The organism is Pseudomonas sp. LY-1, assembly GCF_053502595.1.
In genome coordinates this window covers 4,817,133-4,844,087 of record NZ_CP094353.1, presented here as the reverse complement: position 1 = coordinate 4,844,087, position 26,955 = coordinate 4,817,133, and the positions used below count along the sequence as shown (strand labels likewise).

Genomic DNA, 26,955 nt, shown 5'->3' with positions numbered 1-26,955 from the left:
TGGGCAGGCCTGGATCTATCCTCGGTCCATCTCCCAACAACGACAAGATCGAGGTAGCCCCATGCGTGAAGTAGTGATCGTCGACAGCGTGCGAACCGGCCTGGCCAAATCCTTTCGCGGCAAGTTCAACCAGACCCGGCCGGATGACATGGCGGCTCATTGCGTCAACGCGCTGCTGACGCGCAATGGCATCGACCCGGCGACGGTGGAGGATTGCATCGTCGGCGCGGGCTCCAACGAGGGCGCCCAGGGCTACAACATCGGGCGCAACGTCGCGGTGCTGTCGCAACTGGGCACCGGCACGGCAGGGATGACCCTCAACCGTTTCTGTTCCTCGGGCTTGCAGGCGATTGCCATCGCGGCCAATCAGATCGCCTCGGGCTGCAGCGATATCATTGTCGCTGGCGGCGTCGAGTCCATCAGCCTGACCATGAAAAGCGTCAACACCGACAACCTGATCAACCCGCTGCTCAAAGAACAGGTGCCGGGCCTCTATTTTCCCATGGGCCAGACCGCCGAAATCGTCGCGCGCCGCTATCACGTCAGCCGCGAGGACCAGGACCGGTATGCCCTGCAAAGCCAGCAACGCACCGCCCAGGCCCAGGCCGATGGTTTGTTCAACGATGAAATCGTGCCGATGGCGGTCAAGTACGCCGTCGAGGACAAGAACAGCGGCGCGGTGCAGGTGCTCGACGGCGTGGTCGACCGTGACGACTGCAATCGCCCGGACACCACTCTGGCCAGTCTCCAGGGTTTGAAACCGGTGTTTGCCGAAGACGGTTCGGTGACGGCGGGCAACTCTTCGCAATTGTCCGACGGCGCCTCGATGACGCTGGTGATGAGCCTGGACAAAGCCCTGGCGCTGGGGCTCAAGCCCAGGGCGTTTTTCCGTGGCTTTGCCGTGGCCGGTTGCGAGCCGGATGAGATGGGCATCGGCCCGGTGTTCTCGGTGCCCAAGTTGCTCAAGGCCAAGGGCTTGCAGGTGGCGGATATCGACCTGTGGGAACTCAACGAAGCGTTCGCCTCCCAATGCCTGTATGCGCGCGACCGCCTGGAAATCGACAATGCCAAATACAACGTCAACGGCGGCTCGATCTCCATTGGCCACCCGTTCGGCATGACCGGCTCGCGGCAAGTCGGGCACCTGGTGCGTGAGTTGCAGCGGCGTAATCTGCGCTATGGCGTCGTCACCATGTGCGTGGGCGGCGGCATGGGGGCGACCGGGCTGTTCGAAGCTGTGCGCTGAGTCCGTTGTGGGGCTGGCTTGCCTGCGATAACGGGTGTTTGGCTGACACTCCGTTATCGCGGGCAAGCCAGCCCACATTTGAATGGCGGCGTATCCCAATCGGTGTCCTTGCCCCTAGAATGCCTGTTCCACTTCCTCTGGCTTCTGGGGCGCGCATGCACATCTCTTCCGGCCGCTGGGTCTACGGCTTTTGCTTGACCCTGCTGACCGCGCTGCTCTGGGGCATTCTCCCGATCAAACTCAAGCAAGTGCTGCAAGTGATGGACCCGATTACCGTCACCTGGTTTCGCCTGACGGTCGCGGGCAGTTGCCTGTTCGTCTATCTCGCCGCCGTCAAGCGGTTGCCCAGCGTGCGCGTGCTCGGGCCGCGCGGCGGTTGGCTGGTCGCAATGGCCGTGTGCGGCCTGGTGGGCAACTACGTGCTGTACCTGGTAGGCCTGAACATGCTCAGCCCCGGCACGGCGCAACTGGTGGTGCAGATGGGGCCGATCTTCCTGATGGTCGCCAGCGTGTTTGTATTTAAAGAGCGCTTCAGCCTGGGCCAGGTGCTGGGCCTGGTGGCGCTGCTCATCGGCTTTGGCCTGTTCTTCAACCAGCGTCTGGTGGAGTTGCTGACGTCCTTGGGCACTTACACCGCCGGGGTGCTGACGATCCTGCTCGCCACCACGATCTGGGTGTTCTACGCCCTGGGCCAGAAGCAATTGCTGACGGTGTGGAATTCGTTGCAGGTGATGATGGTGATCTATCTGTCGTGTGCTGTGTTGCTCACGCCTTGGGCGCATCCGCTGGAGGCCCTGCAACTGAGCCCGGTGCAAGGCTGGTTGCTGCTGGCGTGCTGCATGAACACGCTGGTGGCCTATGGCGCATTTGCCGAGGCCCTGGCCCATTGGGAAGCCTCGCGGGTGAGTGCGACCCTGGCGCTGACGCCGTTGGTGACGTTTGTGGCAGTGGCCTTGGCGGCGTGGTGGTGGCCGGATTTTGTGCAGGCTGAACAGATCAATGCGCTGGGGTATGTGGGGGCGTTGGTGGTGGTGTTGGGGTCGGCGATGGTGGCGTTGGCGCCGTCGTTGTTTGCGGGGCTCAAGGCGCGGCGGGCGCGGTTGGCGTCTTGATTGGCCCAGGTGTTTTTATCGGGTGTACGCGGGCCTAAGTGTGGGAGGGGGGCTTGCGGATACATATCCAACAGGTTCACCTCGTTCCAAATGTGGGAGGGGGCTTGCCCCCGATGGCGGCCTCTGGGCCGACCATGTTCTTTCGGTTGACCGGGTACATATCCGTTCCTGCGGTAATGGCCGCTATGGGTTCCGCCCTTACGGCGGCTCACTTTTGAAAAGCGCAAAAGTAATGTATGGTCAGCCCACCTTTTGCTATCCAGTCACGATGAACGGTAAATCAGGCTTGCGCTAATGTATCCGGGCTCCTTTTGAGCGCGGTTACGCGTTCGGCCCTTGATGAGTATTCGCTCCTGCCTGTCCTTAAAAGCGCTTCAGCTTCGAAAGCTATTTTGCTTATCAGGTTCTCAGCCAGGGTATCTGCCGTTTATCGCCATCAATTACTGACGTCGCAAAAGCCGGTGGTAAAGCTGGGTCACACGGTGAAATGCCCGTTGTAGGTGCCACCTTTGGTCAGCAGCGCCCAGACAATCCTGGCCATTTTATTAGCCAGCGCACAGGCAACTTTGTTAAGCGGTTTCCGAGCCAGTAGGTTTCTGGCCCAGACTCCAAGGGCGTCGTTTCGCTTATCGATTCGATAAAGCAGGGTTTGGGCGCCCTGCATCAGCAAGGTTCTCAAATACCGATCCCCGCGCTTGCTGATACCCAGGAGCGTGGTTTGCCCTCCGGTTGAGTATTGCCGTGGCACCAGCCCCAACGAAGCCGAAAAATCTCGGGACGATTTATATATCGAAGCGTCCCCGACATCGGCCACCAGCGCGCTAGCGATGAGGGGGCCTATGCCGGGGATGCTCTGTAATCTTTTGCCAGCGTCACTCCCGTTCACCTGCTGCTTGATCTCGATATCCAGTGCTTTGATTTCGCTGGTCAATTGACGAATGTCATCAAGCATCCGACTAATAGCCTGCCGCAGGCGCAGCGGTAGATTGTGCTCTTCCATCAATGCAGGAACCCGATCCAGCGCGGCATAGCCAGCGGGAAAGATAACGCCAAACTCCAGTAAGAACCCGTGCACCTGGTTGATCACTCCAGTGCGCCGACTCACCAGTGATTTACGCAGTTTATGCACGGTCGACAACACCTGCTGATCAACCGACTTGACCTGTACAGAGCGCGTTCTGGGACGTGATGCGGCCTCACAGATAGCCTCGGCATCAATGAAGTCGTTCTTGTTGCCGGTGACGTAAGCCTTCACATGCTGCGGCGCTATCAGTTGGACCTGATGACCGAGCTTGGTGATTTCTCTGGCAAGAAACTGTGACCCGCCACAGGATTCCATGGCGACTTTGCAGGGGGGGCATTTGTGCAAGTAATGGCAGCAACTGGCTTCGATTGAGCTTCTTGCGCAGTACCTGATGGCCTTGTGCGTCCTGGCCGTGTAAGTGGAAGCTGTTCTTGCCAATGTCGATGCCTAGAAGCGTTACGCTGTTCATGAGAAAACCTCCTCAGGAAAAGTGAGAACCTCAGTAGTGTAGACCTGAGGTTCTCGCCGGGCTGACCATCTCATTAACGCTCTTGCCCCACCACTCGGCACCTCGCCTAGGCTCGGTGTGCCCGAACGCAGGCTTGAATCCGTGGGCCGCCGTCATGGGCCATCCCTGGCCCAGGACGGCTAACCCGGCGTCCTGCCGGGTTACCCACGGATTCAAACCTGCGTTCGGCCAGCGTGGTTTTACGGGGCGCCTAAGATCAAAAGCAGATCAAGAGCAAGAGCAAGAGCAAGAGCAAGAGCAAGAGCAAGAGCAAAGCAAAAGCACGTGCTATGCGCTTATTGTCCGGCCTCCAGCATGTTTTCCGGGCGTACCCATTGGTCGAACTGTTCGTCGGTCAGGTAGCCCAGATCCAGCGCGGCTTCCCTGAGGGTCAGGCCTTCGGCGTAAGCCTTCTTGGCGATCTGCGCCGACTTGTCGTAGCCGATGTGCGGGTTGAGCGCGGTCACCAGCATCAGCCCGCGTTCCAGGTGCGCGGCCATTTGTTCGGCGTCGGGTTCGAGGCCGGCGATGCAGTGTTCCTGGAAATTGTTGCAGCCATCGGCCAGCAAGCGGATCGATTCCAGCAGGTTGTGGATGATCACCGGTTTGTACACGTTCAACTGCAAATGTCCCTGGCTGGCGGCAATGCCGATGGTTACGTCGTTGCCCAGGACCTGGCAGGCGAGCATCGACAGCGCTTCGCACTGGGTCGGGTTGACCTTGCCGGGCATGATCGAGCTGCCCGGTTCGTTGGCCGGCAGTTTGACTTCTGCCAGCCCTGCGCGTGGGCCGGACCCTAGCAGGCGCAGGTCGTTGGCGATTTTCATCAGGGCCACGGCCAGGGTTTTCAGGGCGCCGTGCAGGGTCACCAGCGGTTCGTGGCCGGAGAGGGCGGCGAATTTGTTGGGTGCGGTCACGAACGGCAGGCCCGACAAGGCCGCCAGCTCGGCGGCAATCGCCTCGCCAAAGCCGTGGGGCGAGTTGAGCCCGGTGCCGACGGCGGTGCCGCCCTGGGCCAGCTCGCACACCTGGGGCAGGGCGCTGCGGATCGCGCGTTCGGCGTAATCGAGCTGGGCGATGAACGCCGAGAGTTCCTGGCCAAAGGTGATCGGTGTGGCATCCATCATGTGGGTGCGACCGGTCTTCACCAGCTTCATATGGCGTGCCGACAATTCCGCCAGCCCGCCGGACAGGTGGGTAATCGCGGGCAGCAGTTGCTGGTTGACCGCCTGCACCGCCGCGATGCTCATGGCGGTGGGGAAGCAGTCGTTGGAGCTCTGTGAGCGGTTCACATGATCGTTCGGATGCACCGGGCTCTTGCCGCCGCGGGCCTTGCCCGACAGCTCGTTGGCGCGCCCGGCGATCACTTCGTTGGCGTTCATGTTGCTCTGGGTGCCGCTGCCGGTCTGCCACACCACCAGTGGGAACTGGTCGTCATGCTGCCCGTCGAGCACTTCGTCGGCGGCCTGTTCGATCAGGCGAGCGATGTCGGCGGGCAGGTCGCCATTGCGGCTGTTGACCCGCGCCGCGGATTTCTTGATCAGGGCCAGGGCGTGCAGTACCGCCAGGGGCATGCGCTGCTCGCCGATGGCGAAGTTCACCAGTGAGCGTTGGGTCTGCGCACCCCAGTAAGCGTCATCCGGGACTTGGACTTCTCCCAGGCTGTCGGTTTCGATACGGCTCATCGGGCACACTCCTTCAGGTTCGTTTGCGCAGTTTAGGCCGTGATCGACCCAGTGGGTTCCCTAAAAGACTTCTCATCGGATTCATCCACCGCAAATCCAGGCCCGACAGGGCCTGGGGTTGAGCCGCGAGGTTTTTTAGGCGCAGAATGGGCGCCCTTGGGGTCTGACCTCGCCTGCTAGAAAAGGAAACTCGATGACTCGTCTTCGTGCCATCTGTACCGCGGTTGCTCTGGTTTGCGCCAGCGGCCAGGTTTTTGCCGATACCGCCAGCCACAACGCCAGTGCCGAAGCCTTCCTTACCCTGGCCCACGCTGACAAGCTGGGGACCCCGGTGTACATGCAAGTGCAGCAAATGTTCGCCCAGCGTTTCGAACAGACCAAAGCGCCGGCCGCCAAGCAGTCCGTACTGGACAGCTACCAGGCCAAGGCCAATGCCGCCCTGGACCAAGCCATCGGCTGGCCAAAACTGAAACCGGACATGGTCAAGCTCTACACCAGCAACTTCAGCGAATCCGAGCTCAAGGACCTGGTTGCGTTCTACCAGTCTCCACTGGGTAAGAAAGTCCTGGAAAAAATGCCGCAGTTGACCCAGCAATCGGCCCAGATGACCCAGGCCAAGCTGGAAAGCGCCGTGCCGGTGGTGAACAAGCTGTTGGAAGACATGACCAACGAGCTGACACCTAAAGCCGCCGCTCCGGCCAAGAAGAAGTAAGCAGGAATGACCATGCAACAGCGTATCGAAACGGCGCTTGCCGCCCTGGGCCCGGACCACTTGAGCGTGCTGGACGAAAGCCACATGCACAGCCGTGGGTTGCAGACCCACTTCAAGGCCGTGCTGGTCAGCCAGCAGTTCGAAGGGCTTAACCGCGTCAAGCGCCACCAGAAGGTCTACGCCACCCTGGGTGACCTGATGAGCGAGTTTCACGCGCTGGCGCTGCATACCTACACGCCTGAAGAATGGGCGAAAATCGACGCAGCCCCGGCCTCGCCGACCTGCGCCGGCGGCCATTGACGGGTTGATGTTGAATCTACTGTAGGAGCGAGCTTGCTCGCGAAAAAACTCAGAGCGCCGCTGGGCGTCAGGTTATCCGTGTCATCGTTCACGACCTTCGCGAGCAAGCTCGCTCCTACAGTTAACGGTTCATCCCTGATAGAATCCGCAACGCGCCGCTTAGCCGGCGCGTTTTTTTTGCATCCGGTTCACCCCTTACGAGGGTAGCCACCTGGAGAGAACACCCATGACTCAACCGATTGTCGTGGCGGCACTGTATAAGTTCGTCACCCTCGAAGATTACGTCGCCCTGCGCGAGCCCTTGCTGCAGGCGATGGTCGACAACGGCATCAAAGGCACCTTGCTGATCGCCGAAGAAGGCATCAACGGCACCGTTTCCGGTAGCCGCGAAGGCATTGATGGCCTGATGGCCTGGCTGAAGAACGACCCGCGCATGGTCGATATCGACCACAAAGAGTCGTACTGCGACGAGCAGCCGTTCTATCGCACCAAGGTCAAGCTCAAGAAAGAGATCGTGACCCTGGGCGTCGAAGGCGTCGACCCGAACAAAAAAGTCGGCACCTACGTCGACCCGCAGGACTGGAACGCGCTGATCAGCGACCCGCAAGTGCTGCTGATCGACACCCGCAACGACTACGAAGTGTCCATCGGCACCTTTGAAGGCGCGATCGACCCGAAAACCACCAGTTTTCGCGAATTTCCCGACTACATCAAAGCCAACTTCGACCCGGCCAAGCACAAGAAAGTCGCCATGTTCTGCACCGGCGGCATTCGTTGCGAGAAGGCTTCCAGCTATATGCTCAGCGAAGGCTTCGATGAGGTTTACCACCTCAAGGGCGGCATCCTGAAGTACCTCGAAGAGGTGCCGCAGGCCGAGACCAAATGGCAGGGCGACTGCTTTGTGTTCGACAACCGCGTGACCGTGCGCCACGACTTGAGCGAAGGTGACTACGATCAATGTCATGCCTGCCGCACACCGGTTAGTGTGGAAGATCGTGCATCCGAGCACTACGTGGCGGGCATCAGTTGTCCACATTGCTGGGATAAGCTGCCGGAGAAAACCCGTCGCAGCGCGATCGACCGGCAAAAGCAGATTGAACTGGCCAAGGCCCGCAATATGCCGCACCCGATTGGCTTCAACTACAAGCAAACCCCTTCCGAGGCCTGAGCCATGTCTGCGCGCCTGCTCTATGTGATGGACCCGATGTGTTCCTGGTGCTGGGGCTTTGCCCCGGTGGCCGAGGCGTTGGTCGAGCAGGCCAAGGCGGCCGGTGTGGAGCTGCACCTGGTGGTGGGCGGCTTGCGCACCGGCAGTGGCGCGGCGCTGGAGCCGACGACACGGCGCTACATCCTGGAACACTGGCAGGCGGTCACCGACGCCACCGGGCAGACGTTCAAGCGTGACGGCGCGCTGCCTGACGGTTTTGTCTACGACACTGAGCCGGCGTGCCGCGCCATCGTCACCGCGCGCAGCCTGGCGCCGGATTGCGCGTGGAAGCTGCTGGGGCTGATCCAGCATGCGTTTTATGTCGAGGGGCGCGACGTGACCCTCGCCAGTATTCTGGTGGAGCTGGCTGAAAAAGCCGGCATACCGCGCATCGAGTTCGCCGGGGCGTTTGACCGTGCCGAACAGCACGCCGCCACCGCCGCCGATTTCACCTGGGTGCAGGATTTGGGGATCGCCGGTTTTCCGACGCTGCTGGCTGAGCGCAATGGCCAGTTGGCTTTGCTGACCAACGGCTATCAGCCGCTGTCCGCGCTGTCGCCGCTGCTCGCCCGCTGGCTGGAGCGAGCTGCCTGTGCCTGATCAGCCTGACGCAGAGCCCACCCATCACGTCGATCGACTGACCTGGGCGGAAATACGCCGCCTGGCCTTGCGTCACAAAAAATCCCTATGGGTCGCCAATGGCGTCGCCGTGCTGGCGACCCTGTGCAGCGTGCCCATCCCCCTGCTGTTGCCCCTGCTGGTTGATGAAGTGCTGCTGGGCCATGGCGATGCCGCGCTCAAGGTAATGAACCACGCGCTGCCCCTGGGCTGGCAGAAAGCCGCCGGTTATATCGGCCTGATGCTGCTGGTGACCCTGACCCTGCGCTGCGCTGCGCTGGTGTTCAACGTGGTGCAGGCGCGCTTGTTTGCGCGGCTGGCCAAGGACATCGTCTACCGCATCCGTGTGCGCCTGATCGAGCGGCTCAAGCGTATTTCCCTCGGCGAATACGAAAGCCTCGGCAGCGGCACCGTCACCACGCACCTGGTCACCGACCTGGATACGCTGGACAAATTCGTCGGCGAAACCCTCAGCCGTTTCCTGGTGGCCATGCTGACCTTGGTCGGCACCTCGGCGATATTGATGTGGATGCACTGGCAACTGGCATTGCTGATCCTGCTGTTCAACCCGCTGGTGATCTATGCCACGGTGCAGTTGGGCAAGCGCGTCAAGCACCTGAAGAAACTGGAGAACGACAGCACCTCGCGCTTCACTCAGGCGTTGACCGAAACCCTCGACGCCATCCAGGAGGTCCGTGCGGGCAATCGCCAGGGCTTTTTCCTCGGCCGCCTCGGCCAGCGGGCCCGGGAAGTGCGTGACTATGCCATTCACTCCCAGTGGAAAACCGACGCCTCCAGCCGCGCCAGCGGTTTGCTGTTCCAGTTCGGCATCGACATTTTTCGCGCGGCGGCCATGCTCACCGTGCTGTTTTCCGACCTGTCCATCGGCCAGATGCTCGCGGTGTTCAGCTACCTGTGGTTCATGATCGGCCCGGTGGAGCAGTTGCTGAACCTGCAATACGCCTACTACGCCGCGGGCGGGGCGCTGACGCGGATCAACGAGCTGCTCGCCCGTGCCGATGAGCCGCAATATGCCGGCGGCGCAGACCCGTTCACCGGGCGCGAAACGGTCGGCATCGACGTGCGTGGCCTGACGTTCGGCTATGGCGAAGAGCGGGTGCTCGACCAGTTGAACCTCAGCATCGAACCCGGTGAGAAGGTGGCGATTGTCGGCGCCAGCGGCGGTGGCAAAAGTACCCTGGTGCAACTGCTGCTGGGGTTGTACACACCGCAGGCGGGCAGTATTCGTTTTGGCGGTGCAACCCAGCAGGAAATCGGCCTGGAGACCATCCGCGAGCACGTCGCGGTGGTACTGCAACACCCCGCGCTGTTCAACGATACCGTGCGTGCCAACCTGACCATGGGCCGCAATCGCAGTGACCGGGCCTGTTGGCAGGCGCTGGAAATCGCCCAGTTGGACGCGACCGTCAAGGCCTTGCCACTGGGCCTGGACAGTGTGGTGGGGCGCTCCGGCGTGCGCTTTTCCGGCGGCCAGCGCCAACGCCTGGCGATTGCGCGCATGGTCTTGGCCGAGCCCAAGGTGGTGATCCTGGACGAGGCGACCTCGGCCCTGGACGCTGCCACCGAGTACAACCTGCACCAGGCGCTGGCGCGGTTTCTCAGTGGGCGCACTACACTGATCATTGCTCATCGACTCTCGGCGGTGAAACAAGCTGATCGGGTACTGGTGTTCGACGGTGGGCATATCGCAGAGGACGGTGACCATCAGCAACTGATCGCTGATGGCGGCCTATACGCCAAACTTTACGGACACTTGCAACAAGTGCGTTGATTTAGCCTACGCTGTGCTATCAGGAGCGGATGTTCGCGTGCGTATTTGGCTGTGCATGTGCAAGGGACTTCATGAAGCAGAAGCGGACTCTCGGAACGCCAAGGCTGTTGGGCATTGTCTGGCCCTTTATCGCCGTCGTATTGTTCCAGGCATTATTAGGCTGCATCAGTCTATATGTGCTTTCAGCGGTGCGCGTCTATGTGGCTGGCGAGAGTCTGTGGTCCAAGGGCCAGAAAGACGCCATCTACTATCTGACGCTGTACGCCGATAATCGCGACGAAGCCACCTACCTCAAATACCAGCAAGCGATTGCGGTGCCCCAGGGCGGGCATGAGCTGCGTATCGCCCTGGACCGCCCGGCCCCCGACCTCAACGCGGCGCGCCTGGGGATCATCAAGGGCGGCAACCACCCGGATGACGTCTCCAGTGTGATCTGGCTGTATCTCAACTTTCGCCATTTCAGTTACTTGGAAAAAGCCATTGAGCTGTGGGCCGTGGGCGATGGCTACCTGGTCCAGCTGGACGACCTGGCCCAGGCGATGCACCGGGCGATCACCACCGGCCAGGTCCGTGACGACAATGTGCGGCAATGGAAGGCGCAAATCTTTGCCATCAACGACGGCGTAACACCCGCGGCCAAGGCGTTCAGCGATGCCCTGGGGGAAGGCTCGCGCTTCATCCTGCGGCTGTTGCTGATCACCAACCTGGCCACGGCACTGTGCCTGATCGCTCTGGCGCTGCTGCGTACCTATAAGTTGTTGACGCAGCGGCACGCTTTCGCCGATGCCCTGCAAGTGGAGAAGGAGCGGGCACAGATCACCCTGGAGTCGATCGGCGATGGCGTGATCACCACCGATGTCGATGGCGCCATTACCTACATGAACCCGGCCGCCGAGGCACTGACTCGTTGGGCGTCGGCCCGTGCCCACGGCCAGCCCCTGGCGGCACTGTTCAACCTACTCGATGAAAATGCCCAGCCCGATGGTTTCGCCCTGATCGAACACATCACCAAGGGCCACTTGAGTGGCGGCAGCGAACACTCCAAAACCATCCAGCGCCTGGACGGCAGCACCGTCTCGGTGACATTGGTGGGCGCGCCGATCCGCAGTGCCGGCAAAGTCAGCGGCGCGGTGCTGGTGCTGCACGACATGACCCAGGAACGGCAATACATCGCCAATCTGTCTTGGCAGGCGACCCATGACGCATTGACCGGCCTGGCCAACCGTCGTGAGTTCGAGTTCCGCCTGGAGCAGGTGCTGCAACACGTCGGGCGTGAGCACAACGGGCGGCATGCCTTGATGTTCCTCGACCTGGACCAGTTCAAGCTGGTCAACGACACCTGTGGCCATGCGGCAGGCGACGAGCTGTTGCGGCATATCTGCGCACTGCTGCAATCGGATCTGCGGGAGGGCGACACTCTGGCGCGCCTGGGCGGTGACGAGTTCGGTATCCTGCTGGAGAACTGCCCTGCGGCGGTGGCGGAAAAAATCGCCGAAAGCCTGCGCCACACCGTGCAGAACCTGCATTTCGCGTGGAAGGGCCGGCCATTCATGACCACCGTCAGCATTGGCCTGGTGCATATTTCACAGACCCCGACCACCCTGGAAACGTCGCTGCGCGCCGCCGACATGGCCTGCTATATGGCCAAGGAAAAGGGCCGCAACCGCGTGCAGGTCTACCACCCCGACGACTCCGAACTGTCCCTGCGCTTCGGCGAGATGGCCTGGGTGCAACGCCTGCACATGGCTTTGGAAGAAAACCGCTTTTGCCTGTACTCCCAGGAAATCGCGCCCCTGGGGCACACCGACGCCGGCAGTGGGCACATTGAAATCCTGCTGCGCCTGCACGACGAGTCCGGCCGGATCATCCTGCCCGACAGTTTTATTCCGGCCGCCGAACGTTACGGGTTGATGAGTTCCCTGGATCGCTGGGTGGTGGACAACGTGTTCAACCTCATTGCCCGTTGCATGCATGAGCGTCCGGGCCGGCCTATGGCTATGTGTGCGATTAATCTGTCAGGCATAACTATTGGTGATGACGCTTTTCTCGATTTTTTACGCGAGAAGTTCGCGGCTTACAGCGTTCCGCCAGAAATGATTTGTTTTGAAATAACTGAGACCTGCGCTATCGCCAATTTGCGCAGTGCAATTCGCTTTATTAATGAACTCAAAGACTTAGGTTGCCATTTTTCACTCGATGACTTCTGCGCCGGAATGTCCTCATTCGCTTATCTGAAACATTTACCTGTAGACTTCTTGAAGATCGATGGAAGTTTCGTAAAGGATATGCTGGACGACCCGATTAACCGCGCCATGGTCGAAGTGATCAACCACATCGGCCACGTCATGGGTAAACGCACAATTGCCGAGTTTGTTGAAACGCCGCACATCGAACAGGCTTTACTTGAGATCGGTGTGGATTACGCTCAGGGCTACGTGATTGAACGCCCGCAATTGTTTACCTTTGATAGCTTGCAGTGTCGACCTGTGCGGCCGCAGCCTCTGTTATTCAAGGCGCCCGGCACATTCCGCTGAAACATTTGCTGGTCTGTACAATCACACTTAAAAAGGAGCGTTATAGTGATCGACACCTTCAACAGAACCGGCCCACTTATGGAAGCCTCGAGTTACCCCGCCTGGGCACAGCAATTGATCCAGGGTTGTAGCGAGAGCAAGCGCCGAGTTGTCGAGCACGAACTGTATCAGCGCATGCGTGATAACACGCTGAGCGCCAAGACCATGCGCCAATACCTGATCGGTGGCTGGCCCGTGGTTGAACAGTTTGCCTTGTACATGGCACAGAACCTCACCAAGACCAAGTTTGCCCGTCATCCTGGCGAGGACATGGCGCGGCGTTGGCTGATGCGCAATATTCGGGTGGAATTGAACCACGCCGACTATTGGCTGCATTGGGCCGGTGCCCACGGCGTCAGCCTCGAAGAGCTGCAAGCACAGAACGTAGCGCCGGAACTGCACGCACTGAGTCATTGGTGCTGGCACACCAGTTCGGCCGATTCGTTGATCATTGCGATCGCCGCCACCAACTACGCCATCGAGGGCGCGACGGGGGAGTGGTCCGCGTTGGTGTGTTCCACCGGCGTTTATGCCGCAGCCTTCCCAGAGGAAGACCGCAAGCGCGCAATGAAGTGGCTGAAGATGCATGCCCAGTACGACGATGCCCACCCTTGGGAAGCACTGGAAATCATTTGCACGTTGGCCGGCATGAACCCCAGCCGACAACTGCAGGCAGAGCTGCGCCAGGCCGTGTGCAAGAGCTACGACTACATGTACTTGTTCCTGGAAAGTTGCATGCGCCTGGAGAACGAAAAGCCTGCGACCGCGACTGTTCGCGAGCGCCTGGTGCGCGTCGCCAGCGAAGCGTGATGTAAAACGCGTGGCGGGGGGCTACCCCGCCATCGCCAAGCGGTTGCGACCTTCGCGCTTGGCTACATACAGGGCGCTGTCGGCCCGGCGCAACAGGCTTTCGGCAGACTCGCCAGCCAACAACGTCGAGCAGCCCAGACTCACCGTCAGATCGATGCGTATGTCACCCGCCCAATATTCCTGGGTCTGTGCCGCCAGGCGCAGGCGCTCGCCGACGATCGCCGCCGCTTCCCGGCCGGTGTTGGAGAGCAGGACGAGAAACTCTTCCCCGCCAAACCGGAACACCATGTCCATATTGCGTAGCTGGCCCTTGATTGACGCGGCCACGGCGCGCAGTACCTTGTCGCCAACCGCATGGCCGTGAGTGTCGTTGACGCGTTTGAAGTGATCGATGTCGAGCATTAGCAGGGACAACGGGTTCGAGTGTCGCCGCGCCATGTCGATTTCGCGCTGCAGGGTCTGGTCCATGGCGATGCGGTTGCCGGTTTCGGTCAACGGGTCACGCAGGGCGCTGCGGGTGGCGGCGCGATAGAGCAGGGCGTTGCGCATCGGGTAGAGCAGGGTGGCGAGCAGGGATTCTAGCTGACCCAGTTCTTCTTCCATAAAGCGTTGGTTGCGACGGAATATCAGCTCGCCCAAATGTTCGCCTTCATGGCTCAAGGCGTAGCTCACCGAATGATGGCCGCGATGGCCGAATTCCAGGCGTAGGTCGCTGGGCTGATGGGCGTAGTGCATAGCGTCCAGGGGCACCAGGCGCTGGATCTCGCGAAAGAACAGGCCGAGGATGCGTTGCGGTTCCAGGCTGGTCTGCAATTGCAGGCCCAGTTGTTGGCGCAGTTGAACAACCGTGGTGGGGCGGTGCGGGAGAGAGGATGGCTGACCAAAGCCCAGGCGTTGCAATTTGGCACTGTCAAAGTCGATTGCGTGAGTCTGGGGCGGGGTTTTCATAAGCAGTCGGCCTCTAAGCACTTAGCTGTCTTACAGGCTCGATGAGAGTGGCGAGTGCCAAGCGTCTTACTGTTCCTTCAGTTCCGTAAAACATTGGAAACAGTTTAAACCGCTTTGCCAGGGGTTATAACCCCTGGGCACTGCCACACGTCTTGTCATCGCATAACCTGCTTGAAAGGGTTAGAGCGAGATTCATGCCACTTTGTTGTTTTTTAATAAAATCCTTATAAATCAAAGGCTATTCAGGGGGGCAAAAACAGCCACTGCAGCGCAATGTCAGTTATTTGGCAGGTTGATGGCAGCTTGATGGCAGTTTTACACGCTGCGCTGAACCAAGGTGCTCGGGTCGATCTGCTCGATCGATGTGACGCCGGTCAGCGTCATGGCCACACGCATTTCCTTGGCGAAGATATCCAGCAGGTTTTCCACCCCGTGCTGGCCATCGGCGGCCAGCGCATAGGCGGTCGAGCGTCCCAACAGACACGCCTTGGCGCCCAGGGCGAGCATGCGCACCACGTCGAGCCCGGAGCGAATGCCGGAATCCACCAGCACTGTCAGGTCGTCGCCTACCGCTTGGGCAATCGGCGGCAGTGCCTTGGCAGTGGAGAGCACGCCGTCCAATTGGCGGCCACCATGGTTGGAGACCACGATGCCATCGGCTCCGAAGCTCACCGCGTCCTTGGCGTCCTGCGGGTCGAGGATGCCCTTGATGATCATCGGGCCTTTCCAGAACTCACGTATCCACTCCAGGTCTTTCCAGCTGATCGACGGGTCGAAGTTGTTGGCCAGCCAGCCGACGTAATCTTCAAGGGTGGTGGGCTTGCCCAGGTACTTGGAGATATTGCCCAGGTCGTGCGGGCGGCCCATCACGCCGACATCCCATGCCCATTGTGGTTTGGTGACCGCCTGCAGCATCCGGCGCGCCGAGGCATACGGCCCGGACATGCCCGAATGTGCATCGCGGTAACGTGCGCCCGGCGTCGGCATATCGACGGTGAACACCAGCGTCGTCACCCCGGCGGCCTGTGCCCGTTCCAGCGCATTGCGCATAAAGCCGCGGTCCTTGAGTACATAGAGCTGGAACCAGATCGACTGCGCGCTTTGCGACGCCACTTCCTCAATCGAGCACACCGACACTGTCGACAGGCAGAAGGGAATCCCCTTGTTGGTCGCCGCCTTGGCCGCCTGCACCTCACCGCGCCGCGCGTACATGCCGGTCAAACCCACCGGGCTGAGGATGATCGGCATGGCATGTTCCTGACCGAACAGCGTGGTCTTCAAACTCAGGCTATCCACGTTGCGCAGAATGCGCTGGCGCAGGCTGATCTCGGCCAGGTCCGAACTATTGGCACGCATTGTGTGTTCGGCGTAGGCGCCACCGTCGATGTAGTCAAACAGGAAGCGCGGCAGCTTGCGCTTGGCGGCAGCACGGTAATCGGATGCCGACGAAATGATCATGAACAGTGTCTCCGCAGGGCAAAGGGGGATTACGGTAAGCAAACATCTGGCATGATAAAAACAACTTTTATCGCTAGCATCCAGTCGCAAAAGGAATACCGATGAACCTGAGAACACTGCGTGTCTTCGTCGAGGTGGTGCGTCAGGGCGGATTTTCCCAGGCGGCGCAGGTGGTGTCGCTGACCCAGTCGACGGTGAGCAAGGCGGTCAAGACCCTGGAAGACGAGCTGGGCGCGCCGCTGCTTAATCGCCTCGGTCACAAGAACGAACTTACCGCCGCCGGCGAAATTGCCTACCGCCGTGCCCTGGTGCTGCTCGCCGAGCGCAGCGACTTGGTCGCCGAGATCAACGACCTGCGCGAGCTCAAGCGCGGCCTGCTGCGTATCGGCCTGCCGCCAGTGGGATGCGGCGTACTGTTCGCGTCGATGTTCGCGACCTACCGCAACCGCTACCCCGACATCGATATCGAACTCACCGAGCATGGCAGCAAAAAACTGCGCGAATGCCTGGAAGCCGGGGAGGTCGATCTGGCGGCCCTGCTGCTGCCGGTGGACGAAGGCTTCGACTACCAGCCCGTGCGCAATGAGCCACTGATGGCCGTGCTGCCCATGAGCCATCTGCTCGCGCGGCGCAAGCGCATCGACTTCACCGACCTCGCGGATTCACCGTTCATTCTGTTCGAAGCCGGTTTTGCCCTGAACGCATTAATCCTCACCGCCTGCGAACGCAAGGGCGTGACGCCCAGGGTGACCGCCCGCAGCGGGCAGATCGACTTCATCGTCGACCTGGTGGCGGCAGGGCTGGGCGTCGCCTTTCTGCCACGCATGCTCGCGCTCAAGCACCAGCACGCCGGCATCGCCCTGATCCCCTTGGACGAACCCCACACCGACTGGCACATCGCCCTGGCCTGGCGCGCCAGCGCCCACCTGCCACCTGCAGCCCGGGCCTGGCTGGACTTGGCCAAGGAAATGGCCGTCGCGGGGTAGGGGCGCACGCCAATTGTCCGAATGCGCCCGCCAGGCGCTACGGAGTGCTTGACTTATCCTTTTTAATCAGTAACATACGGCGAATTCCGCGATAGCTCAGTTGGTAGAGCAAATGACTGTTAATCATTGGGTCCCTGGTTCGAGTCCAGGTCGTGGAGCCAGATAGGGAAAAGCCTGCAGCGATGCAGGCTTTTTTTTGCCTTGGAATTTTCCGGGGTGATCAAAGCGCACAGCGTGACCAGCATGAATGCATCTCAAATCCTACGATTCCGAGGTCAATATCATGAAAGTCGCTGCAGTCGTTTCAACCAAAGGCGGGCCGGGTAAAACCACGGTCGGCGTCAATCTGGGCGCGTTCTGCGCCGATGCAGGGATCCGCACCCTGCTCATCGATCTGGATAATCAGCCGTCGCTGTCGTCGTTTTATGCGCTATCGCATGAGGCGTCTGGTGGAACCTATCAACTGATCGCGAATAACGAGACTCGGGCCGACCAGGTCATTTCGCAGACCTGCATTCCTAATCTCTCATTGATCCGTTCCAATGATCCGTTCAATCAGCTGGGAAATTTGTTGCTCCATGCTGCTGACGGGCGCCTTCGTCTCAAGAATCTGTTGCCGGCTTTCGAGCAGGGCTTTGATCTGATTCTGATCGATACCTAATCAGAATATACGCAGACACGACAGCTCCTCAGATTGTCTTTCTGTAAGCGTCCTGGAGCATTCCTTGCCAGCGCCTGGTTGACCCGGCAATCCAGGCGCACAACGTGATTTGCAGGAGGCCGTCTTACGACCAGAACCTAACCGGTGACAAATGAATGCCCTGCTATTATAATTTGATTATCATTGATCGATTTAGGCGACAGGCAATTCCATGGAAAACAAGACTGCACGACTGACTGTGCTCATTGATCCCGTCAAGAAAAAAGCCCTTGAGGAACTTTGTGCGTCTCAGGATCTGACGCCTTCTCAGGTCGTTCGTCAGCTTATTAGGGACTACCTGGAGACGCATGGCGTGTCCTACGCGACCAAAAGCAAAATTGCGGCCAATGGCAAATAATTCATCCCTGTATGAGCGGGCACGACAAATGCCTGCTTGTCGCGCCTCATTCACTCCTGCCCCCACGCCTAGCCCTGAGTCTCGTTAATCGGGGCATGGCTGACCAGTGCGCCGCTGAAGTCAGCATGATAATGCTGTGAACCAAGCGCCTGAAGAATCCCTGCCTTGTCGAGCTTGCCAAGCACTTTCTCGTTGGCTTCGCACAGCTTTACGACAATGTTGCGTTTTTGCAGTTGCTCTATCACTTCGAGCAGCGTTTGCAGGCCCGTGATATCCATAAACGGCACTCGCTTCAGGCGAATAATCAACGTCTCGGGATCGGTGTGCGTTTGAGCCAAAGCACGCTCAAGGGTTTCTGCTGCGCCAAAGAAAAGGGGGCCTTCAATGGTGTAAACCAAAACACCGGGAGGAAGATGTGTATGCCCATTCATGCGCAACTCCACCTCCAGCTCTTTTTCGACCATGAGCTGTACCTCCACGGAGGAAGCCATACGACGCATGAATTGCAGCATGGCGAGAATGACCCCAATGTTCACGGCGATCGTCAGATCACTGAAAACGGTCAGGCCGAAGGTGATTAAAAGGATGGCGACGTCTGCTTTGGGGGCGCGTTTGACCATGCGCTTGAAGTGCTTCAGTTCGCTCATGTTGTAAGCGACCACGAACAAGATCGCGGCCAGCGCGCAAAGTGGGATATCCGAAGCCAAAGGAGCCAAGAAGAAGATCAGCAAAATCAGCGTGAGGGCGTGCGCAATACCCGCGATTGGACTATTGCCGCCATTGCGGACGTTGGTTGCTGTTCGAGCGATCGCACCTGTCGCAGCAAAGCCACCAAACAGCGGGGTAACCAGGTTGGCAATGCCTTGGCCGATTAACTCTTGGTTGGAGTCATGTTTGGTGCCGGCCATCCCATCGGCGACAACGGCCGACAACAGTGACTCGATGGCCCCCAGCATTGCGATTGCAAATGCAGGGCCAATCAACTCAATGACCTGTGGCAGCGTTATTTGAGGAAGGCCTATTTGGGGAAGCCCTTGGGGAATGCCCCCAAAGGCACTCCCGATCGTGGCCACGCCGTCGAATTGAAAATAGGCATGCAATGCCGTCACCACGACCATGGCGATCAGGGGGCCAGGAACGCGCTTTACGCCGGGCAGTCTGGGTGTGAGGATCACCAGTGCCAGGCTCAGCAGGGCTAACAGTGTCGTGGGTACATGAAGGTTGGGGAATGCCTGGATGAGGTGCCACAGCCGCTCGTGGAAATGCTCGCCACTGATTTTCGGCAAGCCCAAAAAGTCTTTCCATTGGCCAACCCAAATGATCACCCCGATGCCGGCAGTGAATCCAACAATAACGGGGTCAGGGATGAACTTGATGAGCGCGCCAAGTTTGGTGATACCGAGCAGTAATAAAATTGCCCCGGCCATCATTGTCGCGACCTGCAAGCCATCAACACCGTACTTGGCTGTCACGCTGGCCAGAATGACGATGAACGCCCCTGTGGGGCCAGCAATCTGAAGCCGGCTTCCGCCGAACAGCGAAACCAGCAAGCCACCCACAATGGCCGTGTAGATCCCCTGTTCCGGCTTGACGCCGGAGGCGATGGCAAATGCCATGGCCAAGGGCAGCGCCACGACGCCGACGATGACCCCCGAGACGATATTTCTAAGCCAATGTTCGCGCCCTAACAAGCCCGCTTTCCAAGCTTCTCGTATCGCAATCATGACTAGCCTCGTTCTGGTGGCATGTGCATACTATTCACACGATGTGATAATAGCAAAGCAATTGGTCTAGCCTCGGCACAACACCTGAGACGCTCTAGATTCAGTGCTCAGAGAGCTGAACCCTATGCCCGGAGACCCCGCATGAAACGCGAAGATGTCAAAACCAACCACGGGGAAGGCATGCACTTCGACACCCACGTGATAGCCAATCCGGCCAACACGCACGAGTGGATCATTCTGTTCAAGAAGGATGCAGGGAGAAGCTATTTTCTGGTCAATGACAATGAGGAAGTGGAGTCATTTGGACGCCTCGATGATCTGATCCATGAGCTTCGCGAGCTGGGTATCAAGTCCGCCGAAGTTCATTTCTGAGAGCTGCACTCAGGAAGGTTGATCATGTCTGTAACGATTGAGCGCTGTTAAAGAAAGAGTCGACGCCCCCCCATCCTGTTCCCTGAATTCCATTCGCACGATTGTCGAAGTGCGTGGATCAGCAGCCAAAACGCAATGAGAAACCCCTGAATCCCGATGTGCCGCGCTTAGGTCGTGGCGCATTGGGTATTCGTGCGCGCAAAAAAACGGCCACACAAGGTGGCCTAAGACGGGTTCAAGCATAGGAGGGCTCTATTGACCAAAAAATACAGGCCCGCCCTGAAGTCTTAGGGTCAATAGAGTTGGTCTGGCGCTGATAAACCCCTTCATCAGCAGCATTCAAACCGGCAATGTGATCCTGGTCTGTGGCTCAGGATCTCATTGCCTTGCATTATAATAGTGTTAACATAAGATTGTAATCAATGTCTAATTAGGGGCTCGCATGACTACCGACTTCAAAAAGGCTGCACTGGATTACCATGAATTCCCAACCCCTGGAAAAATCGGCATTGCGCTGACCAAGCCTGCCGACACCGCCGCCCAACTCGCACTGGCGTACAGCCCCGGCGTAGCCGAGCCTGTTCGCGAAATTGCGAAGGACCCGGAGAACGCCTATCGCTTTACCGGAAAAGGCAATCTGGTGGCCGTGATCACAAACGGTACGGCCATTTTGGGCCTCGGCAATCTAGGCCCCTTGGCCAGCAAGCCGGTCATGGAAGGCAAAGCGTTGCTGTTCAAACGTTTTGCCGGCATCGACTCGATCGATATCGAAGTCAATGCTGAGAGTTCCCAGGCCTTTATCGACACAGTCGTGCGTATTGCTGACACCTTTGGTGGCATCAATCTGGAAGACATCAAAGCCCCTGAGTGCTTTGAAATCGAAGAAGCCCTGATCGAGCTGTGCAGCATCCCGGTCTTCCATGACGACCAACACGGCACCGCCATCGTCACCGCGGCCGGTATGCTCAATGCGCTGGAGATTCAGGGCAAAACGCTGGAGAACGCGAGAATCGTTTGCCTCGGCGCGGGTGCCGCAGCCACGGCCTGCATGCGCCTGCTGCTCAGTCTTGGCGCGCAAAAAAGCAATCTGTACATGGTCGATCGCACCGGGGTCATCCACTCCGCCCGCAAAGACCTCAACCCATACAAAGCACAATTCGTTAACGACGGTGGCCCTCTTACGCTGATGGAAGCCATGAGCGGTGCTGACGTGTTTGTGGGGCTGTCTGGAGCCAATCTTCTTCCGGCGCAAGCGCTGGCGGCGATGGCTCCCAAGCCGATCGTGTTTGCCTGCTCAAACCCCGACCCTGAAATCAGCTACGAACTGGCCATGGCCACACGTGATGACCTGATCATGGCGACCGGTCGTTCTGACTACCCGAACCAAGTTAATAACGTTCTGGGCTTTCCGTTCATCTTTCGCGGGACCCTGGATGTTCGGGCAACCCGGATCAACGAAGCGATGAAAATTGCGGCAGTGGAAGCACTGCGCCAATTGGCCAAAGAGCCAACCCCTGTGGAAGTGCTGCAAGCATTCAATGTCGATAAGCTTGAGTTTGGGCGCGATTACATTCTCCCCAAAGCACTCGATGCTCGCCTGCTCGGTGCAATCGCCGGCGCAGTGGCCAAGGCCGCTATCGACACCGGTGTTGCGAAGCTGCATTACCCAGCGCACTACCCGCTGTAAGCGGAGGTCCATCAGGCTGATGTGCGGCAGTTGCACGACCTTTTGCACGGTTGGCAACTGTCGCACTCAGTGTGCATCCAGCCGCCGCAGCGCCTGAATATCGACAGCCCGCCATTTGCAAGATCATCCGTTCTTGAATGATCCGAGCCACAACTCGTCTTCTTTTATGCCTGCCTAAAAGCGACCTGGCCCTGCCACGCACAGGCGTTCTAAGACCTTTGTCTCATCGGGAAAACGCTGCTTTCCACCACGTGGAATTAGCATTGTATGTTAATGTTATGCGCGTTATCGGTGGAGCAAATGACTGCACGCTTGATCCGGGCGCTCGCTCGTAGCAGTCGCGTTCATGCCCGTTTTGTGCGACGCGAGAGCTGACACCCACTCAGGTCGCTCGTCAATTGATCCGTGATGACCTGCGCAGTCACGGCGCGGAGGATGACACACGGCACTCTGCCGCGGTGAAAGCCGTCAGACAGTCAATGCCTATCAGCAGACTCGTGACACCAGTCTCAATGCCCCCATCAAAACAGCAGGCTGACAAAGCGCTGTTAAGGAAGAGACCATGAGCAAAACCATCGCAATCATCAAGGGTGACGGCATCGGCCCTGAGATCATGCAAGCGACGCTACGCGTACTCGATGCCCTTGACTGCAATCTTCAGTATGACTTCGTTGAGGCCGGTTTGGAGGCCTTGCAGCAGCATGGGCAACTGATGCCGCCCGTGTCCATCGAGACGATCGCCAAACACGGTGTCGCACTCAAAGGCCCTCTGACCACGCCGATTGGCCGCGGCTTCTCCTCGATCAACGTTCACCTTCGCCGCCACTTCGATCTCTACGCCAACGTCCGGCCAGCGATCAGTTTCCCTGGCACTCGTTCACGCTTCGAAGATATCGATATCATCACGGTGCGCGAAAATACCGAAGGGGCGTACCTGCCAGAAGGGCAGAGTATTTCGGAGGACGGTGAAGTTGCTCTGGCGAGCATTCGCGTCACGCGCACAGCCTCCGAACGCATCGTGCGGTACGCGTTCGAGCTGGCTCGTAGCAAAGGCCGTAAAAAAGTGACCGCGGTGCACAAGGCCAACATCATCAAGTCTTGCTCCGGGTTGTTCCTTGATGTGGCGCGTGAAGTTGCTGCGGATTATCCGGAAATCGAATTCCACGAGATGATCGTCGACAACGCCTGTATGCAGTTGGTGATGAATCCCCATCAATTTGATGTCATCGTCACCACCAACCTGTTTGGCGACATCCTTTCAGACTTGTGCGCTGGCCTGGTCGGTGGCTTGGGCTTGGCGCCGGGGTCCAACATCGGCGCCGATGCGGCCATCTTCGAAGCGGTCCATGGCTCGGCGCCGGACATCGCCGGCAAGAACATCGCGAACCCATGTGCATTGTTGTTGGCTGCCGCAGACATGCTTGATTACCTGGGCATGGTGGACAAGGGGACACGCGTGCGTACCGCTATCCGCGCCGTTCTGGAAAACTCCCGTGATCAAGTGACACCCGATATGGGCGGAGCCGGTACCACTGAGTCCTTCGCTGACGCCTTGGTGGCCTACGTGCGCGGCTAAATAGCGCATCAGGAAACACGCGCGTCGTCCGATTCGCCAGCTCACTACGAGCTGGCGATTTTCTGCGTGTGTTCCACGCTGACCTACCCAGAACCCCATGCGGCCACTGGGTCGAGAGCAGAAGCTCCACGGCGCGCTACGGAAGTAGCAATACTGTGTTGTCGTAATGTTAGCGTTAATAGATATTCATTAAATATTATTGTTCGCTGCTATCGCGCTTGTCGGCGGACGACCATGCGCGAGGGAATGAGTGCGGGGCTTCAATACGCTCTTTTAGCTTTTCTGCGTAATCTTTTGCGCCCTGTTCATTGCGAAATTGAATGCGCCTGGCTCCAATGCACACAGACCATCGATGTTCACTCTGGCTAGATAGCTGCTCGATTTTGACGGACATGACGACACTCCAAGGAAAACAATTCAAAAGTGAATTTCAGCAACCTTGATACCGATTTCTCGCAGTTCATGAATCAAATCATCAAGGTACCGAAAGGGTTCGATTTCTTCGTTGTCATTGACTAGGAAGAAGCTTCTTCCTGCATCCTTTTTAAAGAAGACGATCCACTCCTGGGTATTGGCCGGGTTGGCAATCAAATGGGTATCAAACTGAATGCCTTCAGCGTATTTGGTTTTTACGTCCTCACGTTTCATACGGGTCTCCAAGCGCTCACGTATTGCTGTTCTCATGCATGTATTTGCCACCCCGCAATTGATTAAAAGACCTCGCCCCTGCCTGAAGCAGGGGCGAGTCGATTGCCTTTCTATTATCATTGCATGATAATATTATGCACATATGAGTCGCTTGAGGCTAGTCATGAGCAGGATTGTCGAAGCACCTGAGCCACGCGGCGCCGAGTAGGTCCGCCCAAGGCGTGGCTTTGCAGGTGCACGACCGTGCGGCCGGTTTTGCGTGATTGTTGAACGCCCCGTAGGGCGTCATGCGCAAAGGCTCCAGATGAGTGCCTCGGCGCAGCGGACTCCCTTGCTTTTGATGCAACGCGTAAGGTTTTTGAATTTTAAGGACGGCAGTCATCATGCGGAAAACAGCAATTGAGAAGCGCCTTCCGCTGAATGCTCCGACCCTGGAGCCAGGGCAACGAGTGTTGGTTTGCCTTGAGCAATGCGTCGTCGTTCAGCAGCGAGAAACAAGAATTTATCAAGTTGTATTCGACTGCAAATCACCCAAAACGATTCGAATTTTTTGGGCGGAATATGAGTGGATTTTCATCGGCAGGCTTAAGCAGCACGCCGAGAAAGATCCGTCATTGAAAAGCTTTGTATCAACGCTGAGAGCGGGTCTGAAGGCTGTCTGGCGATAAATACGGTTCTGATAAACCCAGTACAGACAGGCCTACGTCTTGCTGCTGCCGTGCTGATGGAACATCGAAGAATTCGCATAAAGTACGAACTTGATTGGGATAATCGTAGGGATATAAATCAGCAGGGTCTCATTGCAAAACGGATGCTTGTTTCTCTATTCGAGTCCGGGGCGTGCCAGACAGAGAAAAGCCTGCAGCGATGCAGGCTTTTTTGGGCTTGGGATTTGCTCCAGCAATCCAGGCGCACAGCATGAGTTCGCCGCGTATCGCTTCAGTCCAGCAGGCGCTTCAACCCGGCGACGCCAACCGGCGGCTCCGCTGTCCAGGGCACCACGATGACGGCGTGCTGGGTTTCGTCGGCCACCCTCGCCATTTGTTTGCGCTCGCTATCCAGGCGCGCTCGCAGCAGCGGGTCTGTCGTATCGGTGGCCAGTAGCGACTTATTGACCACCCAGGCAAACGGTTCGATGTTGGCCCTGCGCAAGTCATCCTGCAGCGCCGCCGCCTGAGACACCGGTGTGGCTTCGGGCAGCGTCACGAGGATGATTTTGGTGTAGTCCGCATCTTGCAGGCGCATCAGTGGCGTGACGATGTGGTCCGAGGCTTTGCCTTTGAATTCGCGAACCATCTGGCGGTGATAGGCGCCTGTGGCGTCCATCAGTAGCAGGGAGTGCCCGGTGGGGGCGGTGTCCAATACCACGAATGCGCTTTTGGCTTGAGCAACCACGCGGGAGAACGCGTGGAACACCGCGACCTCTTCGGTGCAGGGGGATCGCAGATCCTCGATGAGCAAGGCTATTTCGTCTTCCGTCAAGCCTGGCGCGCGGGAAGCGACGATCTTGTCCACGTATTTTTGGGTCTCGACCTTAGGGTCGATGCGGCCGACGCTGAGCCCCTGCACCTCGGCGTTGAGGGTTACCGCCAGATGTGCGGCAGGGTCTGTCGTACTCAGGTGTACGGACTTGCCATGCTGCACGAGGCCCAACGCGATGGCGGCGGCAATGGTGGTTTTGCCAACACCGCCTTTGCCCATGACCATGATCAAGCCGTGCTGGTCGTGGGCAAACTCGGCGATCAATTCCGAGAGAGCGTGATATTCCAGGCGTGCCGGTGTCGGTGCTGCAGTGCTGGCAGGGCGAGCGAGCTCCGGGGTCAGCAGTGCGCGAAGTGCGGGCAGGCCTACGGAATCGACTGCCTTGAGTGGGATGTAGTCGGCTGAAAGCTGGCGCAGCGACGCTGGCATCTCGTCGAGCGCCTGTTGGCCTACGGCCTCGATCGCTGCTGCGATCGGGTCATACAAATTGCTGCGTTTAAACACCGCATTCACCACCAGGCGCTGGTTTTTCAGGCCCAATTCACGCAGCTCATCGCTGGAGCGTGCCGCCTCGCCGAGAGCGCCTTTATCAGGGCGGGTCACCAGTACAACAGTGGTCAAGGCTGGATCGTTGAGCGCCGCCAGTGCCTGATTGAATAGCTGCTCCTGCATTTTCAAGCCTGAGTGCGGCCCCAGGCATGACGCACCACGATCATTGCCCTTCAAAAAGCCGCTCCACGCTTTTGGCAGGCTCAACAGTCTGAGCGTGTGCCCCGTGGGCGCGGTATCGAACACGATGTGCTCGTAGGCCGCGCTGCTCTGCGACAGCAGGTGCGAGAACTCATCGAAGGTTGCGATTTCGGTCGTGCATGCCCCTGAGAGTTGCTCGCGCACCAGGGCAATGTCTTCATCGCTGGCCTGATCGCCCATTTGTTCGACCACCCGCGCCCGATAGTCAATGGCTGCGGTCCCCGGGTCGATATTGAGCACGAACATTCCAGGCACGTGCGGCACCGCGACAGGTTGATTGCTTAACTCAACGCCGAGCATCTCATCAAGGTTCGAGGCGGCGTCTGTGCTGACCAGCAGTACTTTCTTGCCTGCGTCAGCCAGTGCGATTGACACCGCGGTGGAGACCGACGTTTTGCCGACGCCGCCCTTGCCGGTGAAGAACATATATCGGGTGGGTTGATCGAGTAGTTTGAGGGTGGACTGCATGGCACGCTGACTCCCTTGCGGAGCATGACTGGGTATCGGAGTTTAGCCCGATGTTCAGAATCGCCAATGTGGTCATATCAATCAAACGCTGATTTTTGCCGTCCATTGAGCGCAATTGTCTGTGCAGGTGGGCTGCAGCTCGCGGCCCAAGCATAGAGCAGGGGCCGCCGTGTGGCACTAACCAGGCTTTTCAGGATCAACAGCCCCCGCA

The 26,955-nt window shown here is 58.7% G+C and carries 22 protein-coding genes, 1 tRNA gene and 3 pseudogenes; 17 read left to right on the top strand and 9 right to left on the bottom strand.

Annotated elements, in window-relative coordinates:
- Positions 1-61 precede the first annotated feature (61 nt).
- Complete coding sequence (locus MOQ67_RS22145; protein ID WP_198717173.1) at positions 62-1,246, top strand: thiolase family protein; 1,185 nt, start codon at positions 62-64, stop codon at positions 1,244-1,246.
- Positions 1,247-1,401: 155 nt separating this feature from the next.
- Positions 1,402-2,358: a DMT family transporter gene (locus tag MOQ67_RS22140; RefSeq protein WP_198717172.1), complete on the top strand. Its 957-nt coding sequence runs from the start codon at positions 1,402-1,404 to the stop codon at positions 2,356-2,358.
- A gap of 475 nt (positions 2,359-2,833) precedes the next feature.
- Here MOQ67_RS22140 and MOQ67_RS22135 read toward each other — a convergent pair.
- Together MOQ67_RS22135 and MOQ67_RS22130 are read right to left on the bottom strand one after the other, a co-directional pair.
- Positions 2,834-3,851: pseudogene (locus MOQ67_RS22135) on the bottom strand (IS110 family transposase).
- 335 nt (positions 3,852-4,186) lie between these two features.
- On the bottom strand, positions 4,187-5,575 hold the full coding sequence (locus MOQ67_RS22130) for a class II fumarate hydratase (RefSeq protein WP_198717589.1): 1,389 nt from the start codon (positions 5,573-5,575) through the stop codon (positions 4,187-4,189).
- A 193-nt stretch (positions 5,576-5,768) separates the two neighbouring features.
- Between MOQ67_RS22130 and MOQ67_RS22125 the strand changes: the two genes are divergently transcribed.
- Together MOQ67_RS22125 and MOQ67_RS22120 are read left to right on the top strand one after the other, a co-directional pair.
- On the top strand, positions 5,769-6,287 hold the full coding sequence (locus tag MOQ67_RS22125) for a DUF2059 domain-containing protein (RefSeq protein WP_010567461.1): 519 nt from the start codon (positions 5,769-5,771) through the stop codon (positions 6,285-6,287).
- Between the two features lie 6 nt (positions 6,288-6,293).
- Entirely contained in the window at positions 6,294-6,587 is a 294-nt protein-coding gene (locus MOQ67_RS22120; RefSeq protein WP_198717590.1) for a BolA family protein, read from the top strand.
- A 17-nt stretch (positions 6,588-6,604) separates the two neighbouring features.
- Here the strand turns inward: MOQ67_RS22120 and MOQ67_RS22115 are convergent.
- Positions 6,605-6,727: pseudogene (locus MOQ67_RS22115) on the bottom strand (outer membrane lipoprotein carrier protein LolA); the annotation flags it as partial.
- A gap of 86 nt (positions 6,728-6,813) precedes the next feature.
- On the opposite strand from MOQ67_RS22115, the gene trhO reads away from it, so the two are divergent.
- The 5 genes from trhO (at position 6,814) to MOQ67_RS22090 (ending at position 13,587) form a co-directional block, all read left to right on the top strand.
- A complete protein-coding gene (trhO, locus tag MOQ67_RS22110; protein WP_198717591.1) occupies positions 6,814-7,755 on the top strand; it encodes an oxygen-dependent tRNA uridine(34) hydroxylase TrhO in 942 nt (313 codons plus the stop codon).
- 3 nt (positions 7,756-7,758) lie between these two features.
- On the top strand, positions 7,759-8,394 hold the full coding sequence (locus MOQ67_RS22105; RefSeq protein ID WP_198717592.1) for a DsbA family protein: 636 nt from the start codon (positions 7,759-7,761) through the stop codon (positions 8,392-8,394).
- Positions 8,387-10,204, top strand: a complete 1,818-nt coding sequence (locus tag MOQ67_RS22100; protein WP_198717593.1) for an ABC transporter ATP-binding protein — start codon at positions 8,387-8,389, stop codon at positions 10,202-10,204. Before MOQ67_RS22105 ends, MOQ67_RS22100 begins: the two co-directional genes overlap by 8 nt.
- A 71-nt stretch (positions 10,205-10,275) precedes the next feature.
- Entirely contained in the window at positions 10,276-12,738 is a 2,463-nt protein-coding gene (locus tag MOQ67_RS22095; RefSeq protein WP_198717594.1) for an EAL domain-containing protein, read from the top strand.
- Between the two features lie 78 nt (positions 12,739-12,816).
- Positions 12,817-13,587, top strand: a complete 771-nt coding sequence (locus MOQ67_RS22090) for a TenA family transcriptional regulator (RefSeq protein ID WP_232925539.1) — start codon at positions 12,817-12,819, stop codon at positions 13,585-13,587.
- A 21-nt stretch (positions 13,588-13,608) separates the two neighbouring features.
- On the opposite strand, the gene MOQ67_RS22085 is transcribed toward MOQ67_RS22090, so the two are convergent.
- Both MOQ67_RS22085 and lldD read right to left on the bottom strand, forming a co-directional pair.
- On the bottom strand, positions 13,609-14,535 hold the full coding sequence (locus tag MOQ67_RS22085; protein WP_198717596.1) for a GGDEF domain-containing protein: 927 nt from the start codon (positions 14,533-14,535) through the stop codon (positions 13,609-13,611).
- Positions 14,536-14,850: 315 nt separating this feature from the next.
- Positions 14,851-15,993, bottom strand: coding sequence for an FMN-dependent L-lactate dehydrogenase LldD (lldD, locus tag MOQ67_RS22080; RefSeq protein ID WP_198717597.1), 1,143 nt, complete (start codon positions 15,991-15,993; stop codon positions 14,851-14,853).
- A gap of 101 nt (positions 15,994-16,094) precedes the next feature.
- On the opposite strand from lldD, the gene MOQ67_RS22075 reads away from it, so the two are divergent.
- From MOQ67_RS22075 to MOQ67_RS22060, 4 genes and pseudogenes are all read left to right on the top strand, one after another.
- A complete protein-coding gene (locus tag MOQ67_RS22075; protein ID WP_198717598.1) occupies positions 16,095-16,979 on the top strand; it encodes a LysR family transcriptional regulator in 885 nt (294 codons plus the stop codon).
- Between the two features lie 85 nt (positions 16,980-17,064).
- Positions 17,065-17,140: transfer RNA gene (locus tag MOQ67_RS22070), tRNA-Asn, on the top strand.
- Between the two features lie 122 nt (positions 17,141-17,262).
- Positions 17,263-17,637: pseudogene (locus MOQ67_RS22065) on the top strand (ParA family protein); the annotation flags it as partial.
- A 214-nt stretch (positions 17,638-17,851) separates the two neighbouring features.
- Entirely contained in the window at positions 17,852-18,037 is a 186-nt protein-coding gene (locus MOQ67_RS22060; RefSeq protein ID WP_019694382.1) for a ribbon-helix-helix protein, CopG family, read from the top strand.
- 68 nt (positions 18,038-18,105) lie between these two features.
- Here MOQ67_RS22060 and MOQ67_RS22055 read toward each other — a convergent pair whose 3' ends face one another.
- A complete protein-coding gene (locus MOQ67_RS22055) occupies positions 18,106-19,761 on the bottom strand; it encodes a SulP family inorganic anion transporter (protein ID WP_198717599.1) in 1,656 nt (551 codons plus the stop codon).
- Between the two features lie 141 nt (positions 19,762-19,902).
- Here MOQ67_RS22055 and MOQ67_RS22050 point away from each other — a divergent pair, with 141 nt between their 5' ends.
- The 3 genes from MOQ67_RS22050 (at position 19,903) to MOQ67_RS22040 (ending at position 23,396) form a co-directional block, all read left to right on the top strand.
- Complete coding sequence (locus MOQ67_RS22050; protein ID WP_198717600.1) at positions 19,903-20,133, top strand: hypothetical protein; 231 nt, start codon at positions 19,903-19,905, stop codon at positions 20,131-20,133.
- A gap of 442 nt (positions 20,134-20,575) precedes the next feature.
- Positions 20,576-21,820, top strand: coding sequence for a malic enzyme-like NAD(P)-binding protein (locus MOQ67_RS22045; RefSeq protein ID WP_253397595.1), 1,245 nt, complete (start codon positions 20,576-20,578; stop codon positions 21,818-21,820).
- Positions 21,821-22,382: 562 nt separating this feature from the next.
- Complete coding sequence (locus MOQ67_RS22040) at positions 22,383-23,396, top strand: isocitrate dehydrogenase (RefSeq protein ID WP_198717601.1); 1,014 nt, start codon at positions 22,383-22,385, stop codon at positions 23,394-23,396.
- Positions 23,397-23,592: 196 nt separating this feature from the next.
- Here the strand turns inward: MOQ67_RS22040 and MOQ67_RS22035 are convergent, their stop codons facing one another.
- A complete protein-coding gene (locus tag MOQ67_RS22035; RefSeq protein ID WP_198717602.1) occupies positions 23,593-23,790 on the bottom strand; it encodes a hypothetical protein in 198 nt (65 codons plus the stop codon).
- A 23-nt stretch (positions 23,791-23,813) separates the two neighbouring features.
- Positions 23,814-24,044 carry a hypothetical protein gene (locus MOQ67_RS22030; protein WP_017845892.1) on the bottom strand — a complete coding sequence of 77 codons (231 nt, stop codon included), beginning with the start codon at positions 24,042-24,044 and terminating at the stop codon, positions 23,814-23,816.
- A gap of 383 nt (positions 24,045-24,427) precedes the next feature.
- Here MOQ67_RS22030 and MOQ67_RS22025 point away from each other — a divergent pair, with 383 nt between their 5' ends.
- Positions 24,428-24,712 carry a hypothetical protein gene (locus MOQ67_RS22025; RefSeq protein WP_198717603.1) on the top strand — a complete coding sequence of 95 codons (285 nt, stop codon included), beginning with the start codon at positions 24,428-24,430 and terminating at the stop codon, positions 24,710-24,712.
- A 271-nt stretch (positions 24,713-24,983) separates the two neighbouring features.
- On the opposite strand, the gene arsA is transcribed toward MOQ67_RS22025, so the two are convergent.
- Positions 24,984-26,744, bottom strand: a complete 1,761-nt coding sequence (gene arsA / locus MOQ67_RS22020; protein ID WP_198717604.1) for an arsenical pump-driving ATPase — start codon at positions 26,742-26,744, stop codon at positions 24,984-24,986.
- Positions 26,745-26,955 lie beyond the last annotated feature (211 nt).

Coding starts and splice junctions, on each gene's coding strand:
- MOQ67_RS22145 (WP_198717173.1), top strand. CDS start 62: ATGCGTGAAGTAGTGATCGTCGACAGCGTGCGAACCGGCCTGGCCAAA.
- MOQ67_RS22140 (WP_198717172.1), top strand. CDS start 1,402: ATGCACATCTCTTCCGGCCGCTGGGTCTACGGCTTTTGCTTGACCCTG.
- MOQ67_RS22130 (WP_198717589.1), bottom strand. CDS start 5,575: ATGAGCCGTATCGAAACCGACAGCCTGGGAGAAGTCCAAGTCCCGGAT.
- MOQ67_RS22125 (WP_010567461.1), top strand. CDS start 5,769: ATGACTCGTCTTCGTGCCATCTGTACCGCGGTTGCTCTGGTTTGCGCC.
- MOQ67_RS22120 (WP_198717590.1), top strand. CDS start 6,294: ATGACCATGCAACAGCGTATCGAAACGGCGCTTGCCGCCCTGGGCCCG.
- trhO (WP_198717591.1), top strand. CDS start 6,814: ATGACTCAACCGATTGTCGTGGCGGCACTGTATAAGTTCGTCACCCTC.
- MOQ67_RS22105 (WP_198717592.1), top strand. CDS start 7,759: ATGTCTGCGCGCCTGCTCTATGTGATGGACCCGATGTGTTCCTGGTGC.
- MOQ67_RS22095 (WP_198717594.1), top strand. CDS start 10,276: ATGAAGCAGAAGCGGACTCTCGGAACGCCAAGGCTGTTGGGCATTGTC.
- MOQ67_RS22090 (WP_232925539.1), top strand. CDS start 12,817: ATGGAAGCCTCGAGTTACCCCGCCTGGGCACAGCAATTGATCCAGGGT.
- MOQ67_RS22085 (WP_198717596.1), bottom strand. CDS start 14,535: ATGAAAACCCCGCCCCAGACTCACGCAATCGACTTTGACAGTGCCAAA.
- lldD (WP_198717597.1), bottom strand. CDS start 15,993: ATGATCATTTCGTCGGCATCCGATTACCGTGCTGCCGCCAAGCGCAAG.
- MOQ67_RS22075 (WP_198717598.1), top strand. CDS start 16,095: ATGAACCTGAGAACACTGCGTGTCTTCGTCGAGGTGGTGCGTCAGGGC.
- MOQ67_RS22060 (WP_019694382.1), top strand. CDS start 17,852: ATGGAAAACAAGACTGCACGACTGACTGTGCTCATTGATCCCGTCAAG.
- MOQ67_RS22055 (WP_198717599.1), bottom strand. CDS start 19,761: ATGATTGCGATACGAGAAGCTTGGAAAGCGGGCTTGTTAGGGCGCGAA.
- MOQ67_RS22050 (WP_198717600.1), top strand. CDS start 19,903: ATGAAACGCGAAGATGTCAAAACCAACCACGGGGAAGGCATGCACTTC.
- MOQ67_RS22045 (WP_253397595.1), top strand. CDS start 20,576: ATGACTACCGACTTCAAAAAGGCTGCACTGGATTACCATGAATTCCCA.
- MOQ67_RS22040 (WP_198717601.1), top strand. CDS start 22,383: ATGAGCAAAACCATCGCAATCATCAAGGGTGACGGCATCGGCCCTGAG.
- MOQ67_RS22035 (WP_198717602.1), bottom strand. CDS start 23,790: ATGTCCGTCAAAATCGAGCAGCTATCTAGCCAGAGTGAACATCGATGG.
- MOQ67_RS22030 (WP_017845892.1), bottom strand. CDS start 24,044: ATGAAACGTGAGGACGTAAAAACCAAATACGCTGAAGGCATTCAGTTT.
- MOQ67_RS22025 (WP_198717603.1), top strand. CDS start 24,428: ATGCGGAAAACAGCAATTGAGAAGCGCCTTCCGCTGAATGCTCCGACC.
- arsA (WP_198717604.1), bottom strand. CDS start 26,744: ATGCAGTCCACCCTCAAACTACTCGATCAACCCACCCGATATATGTTC.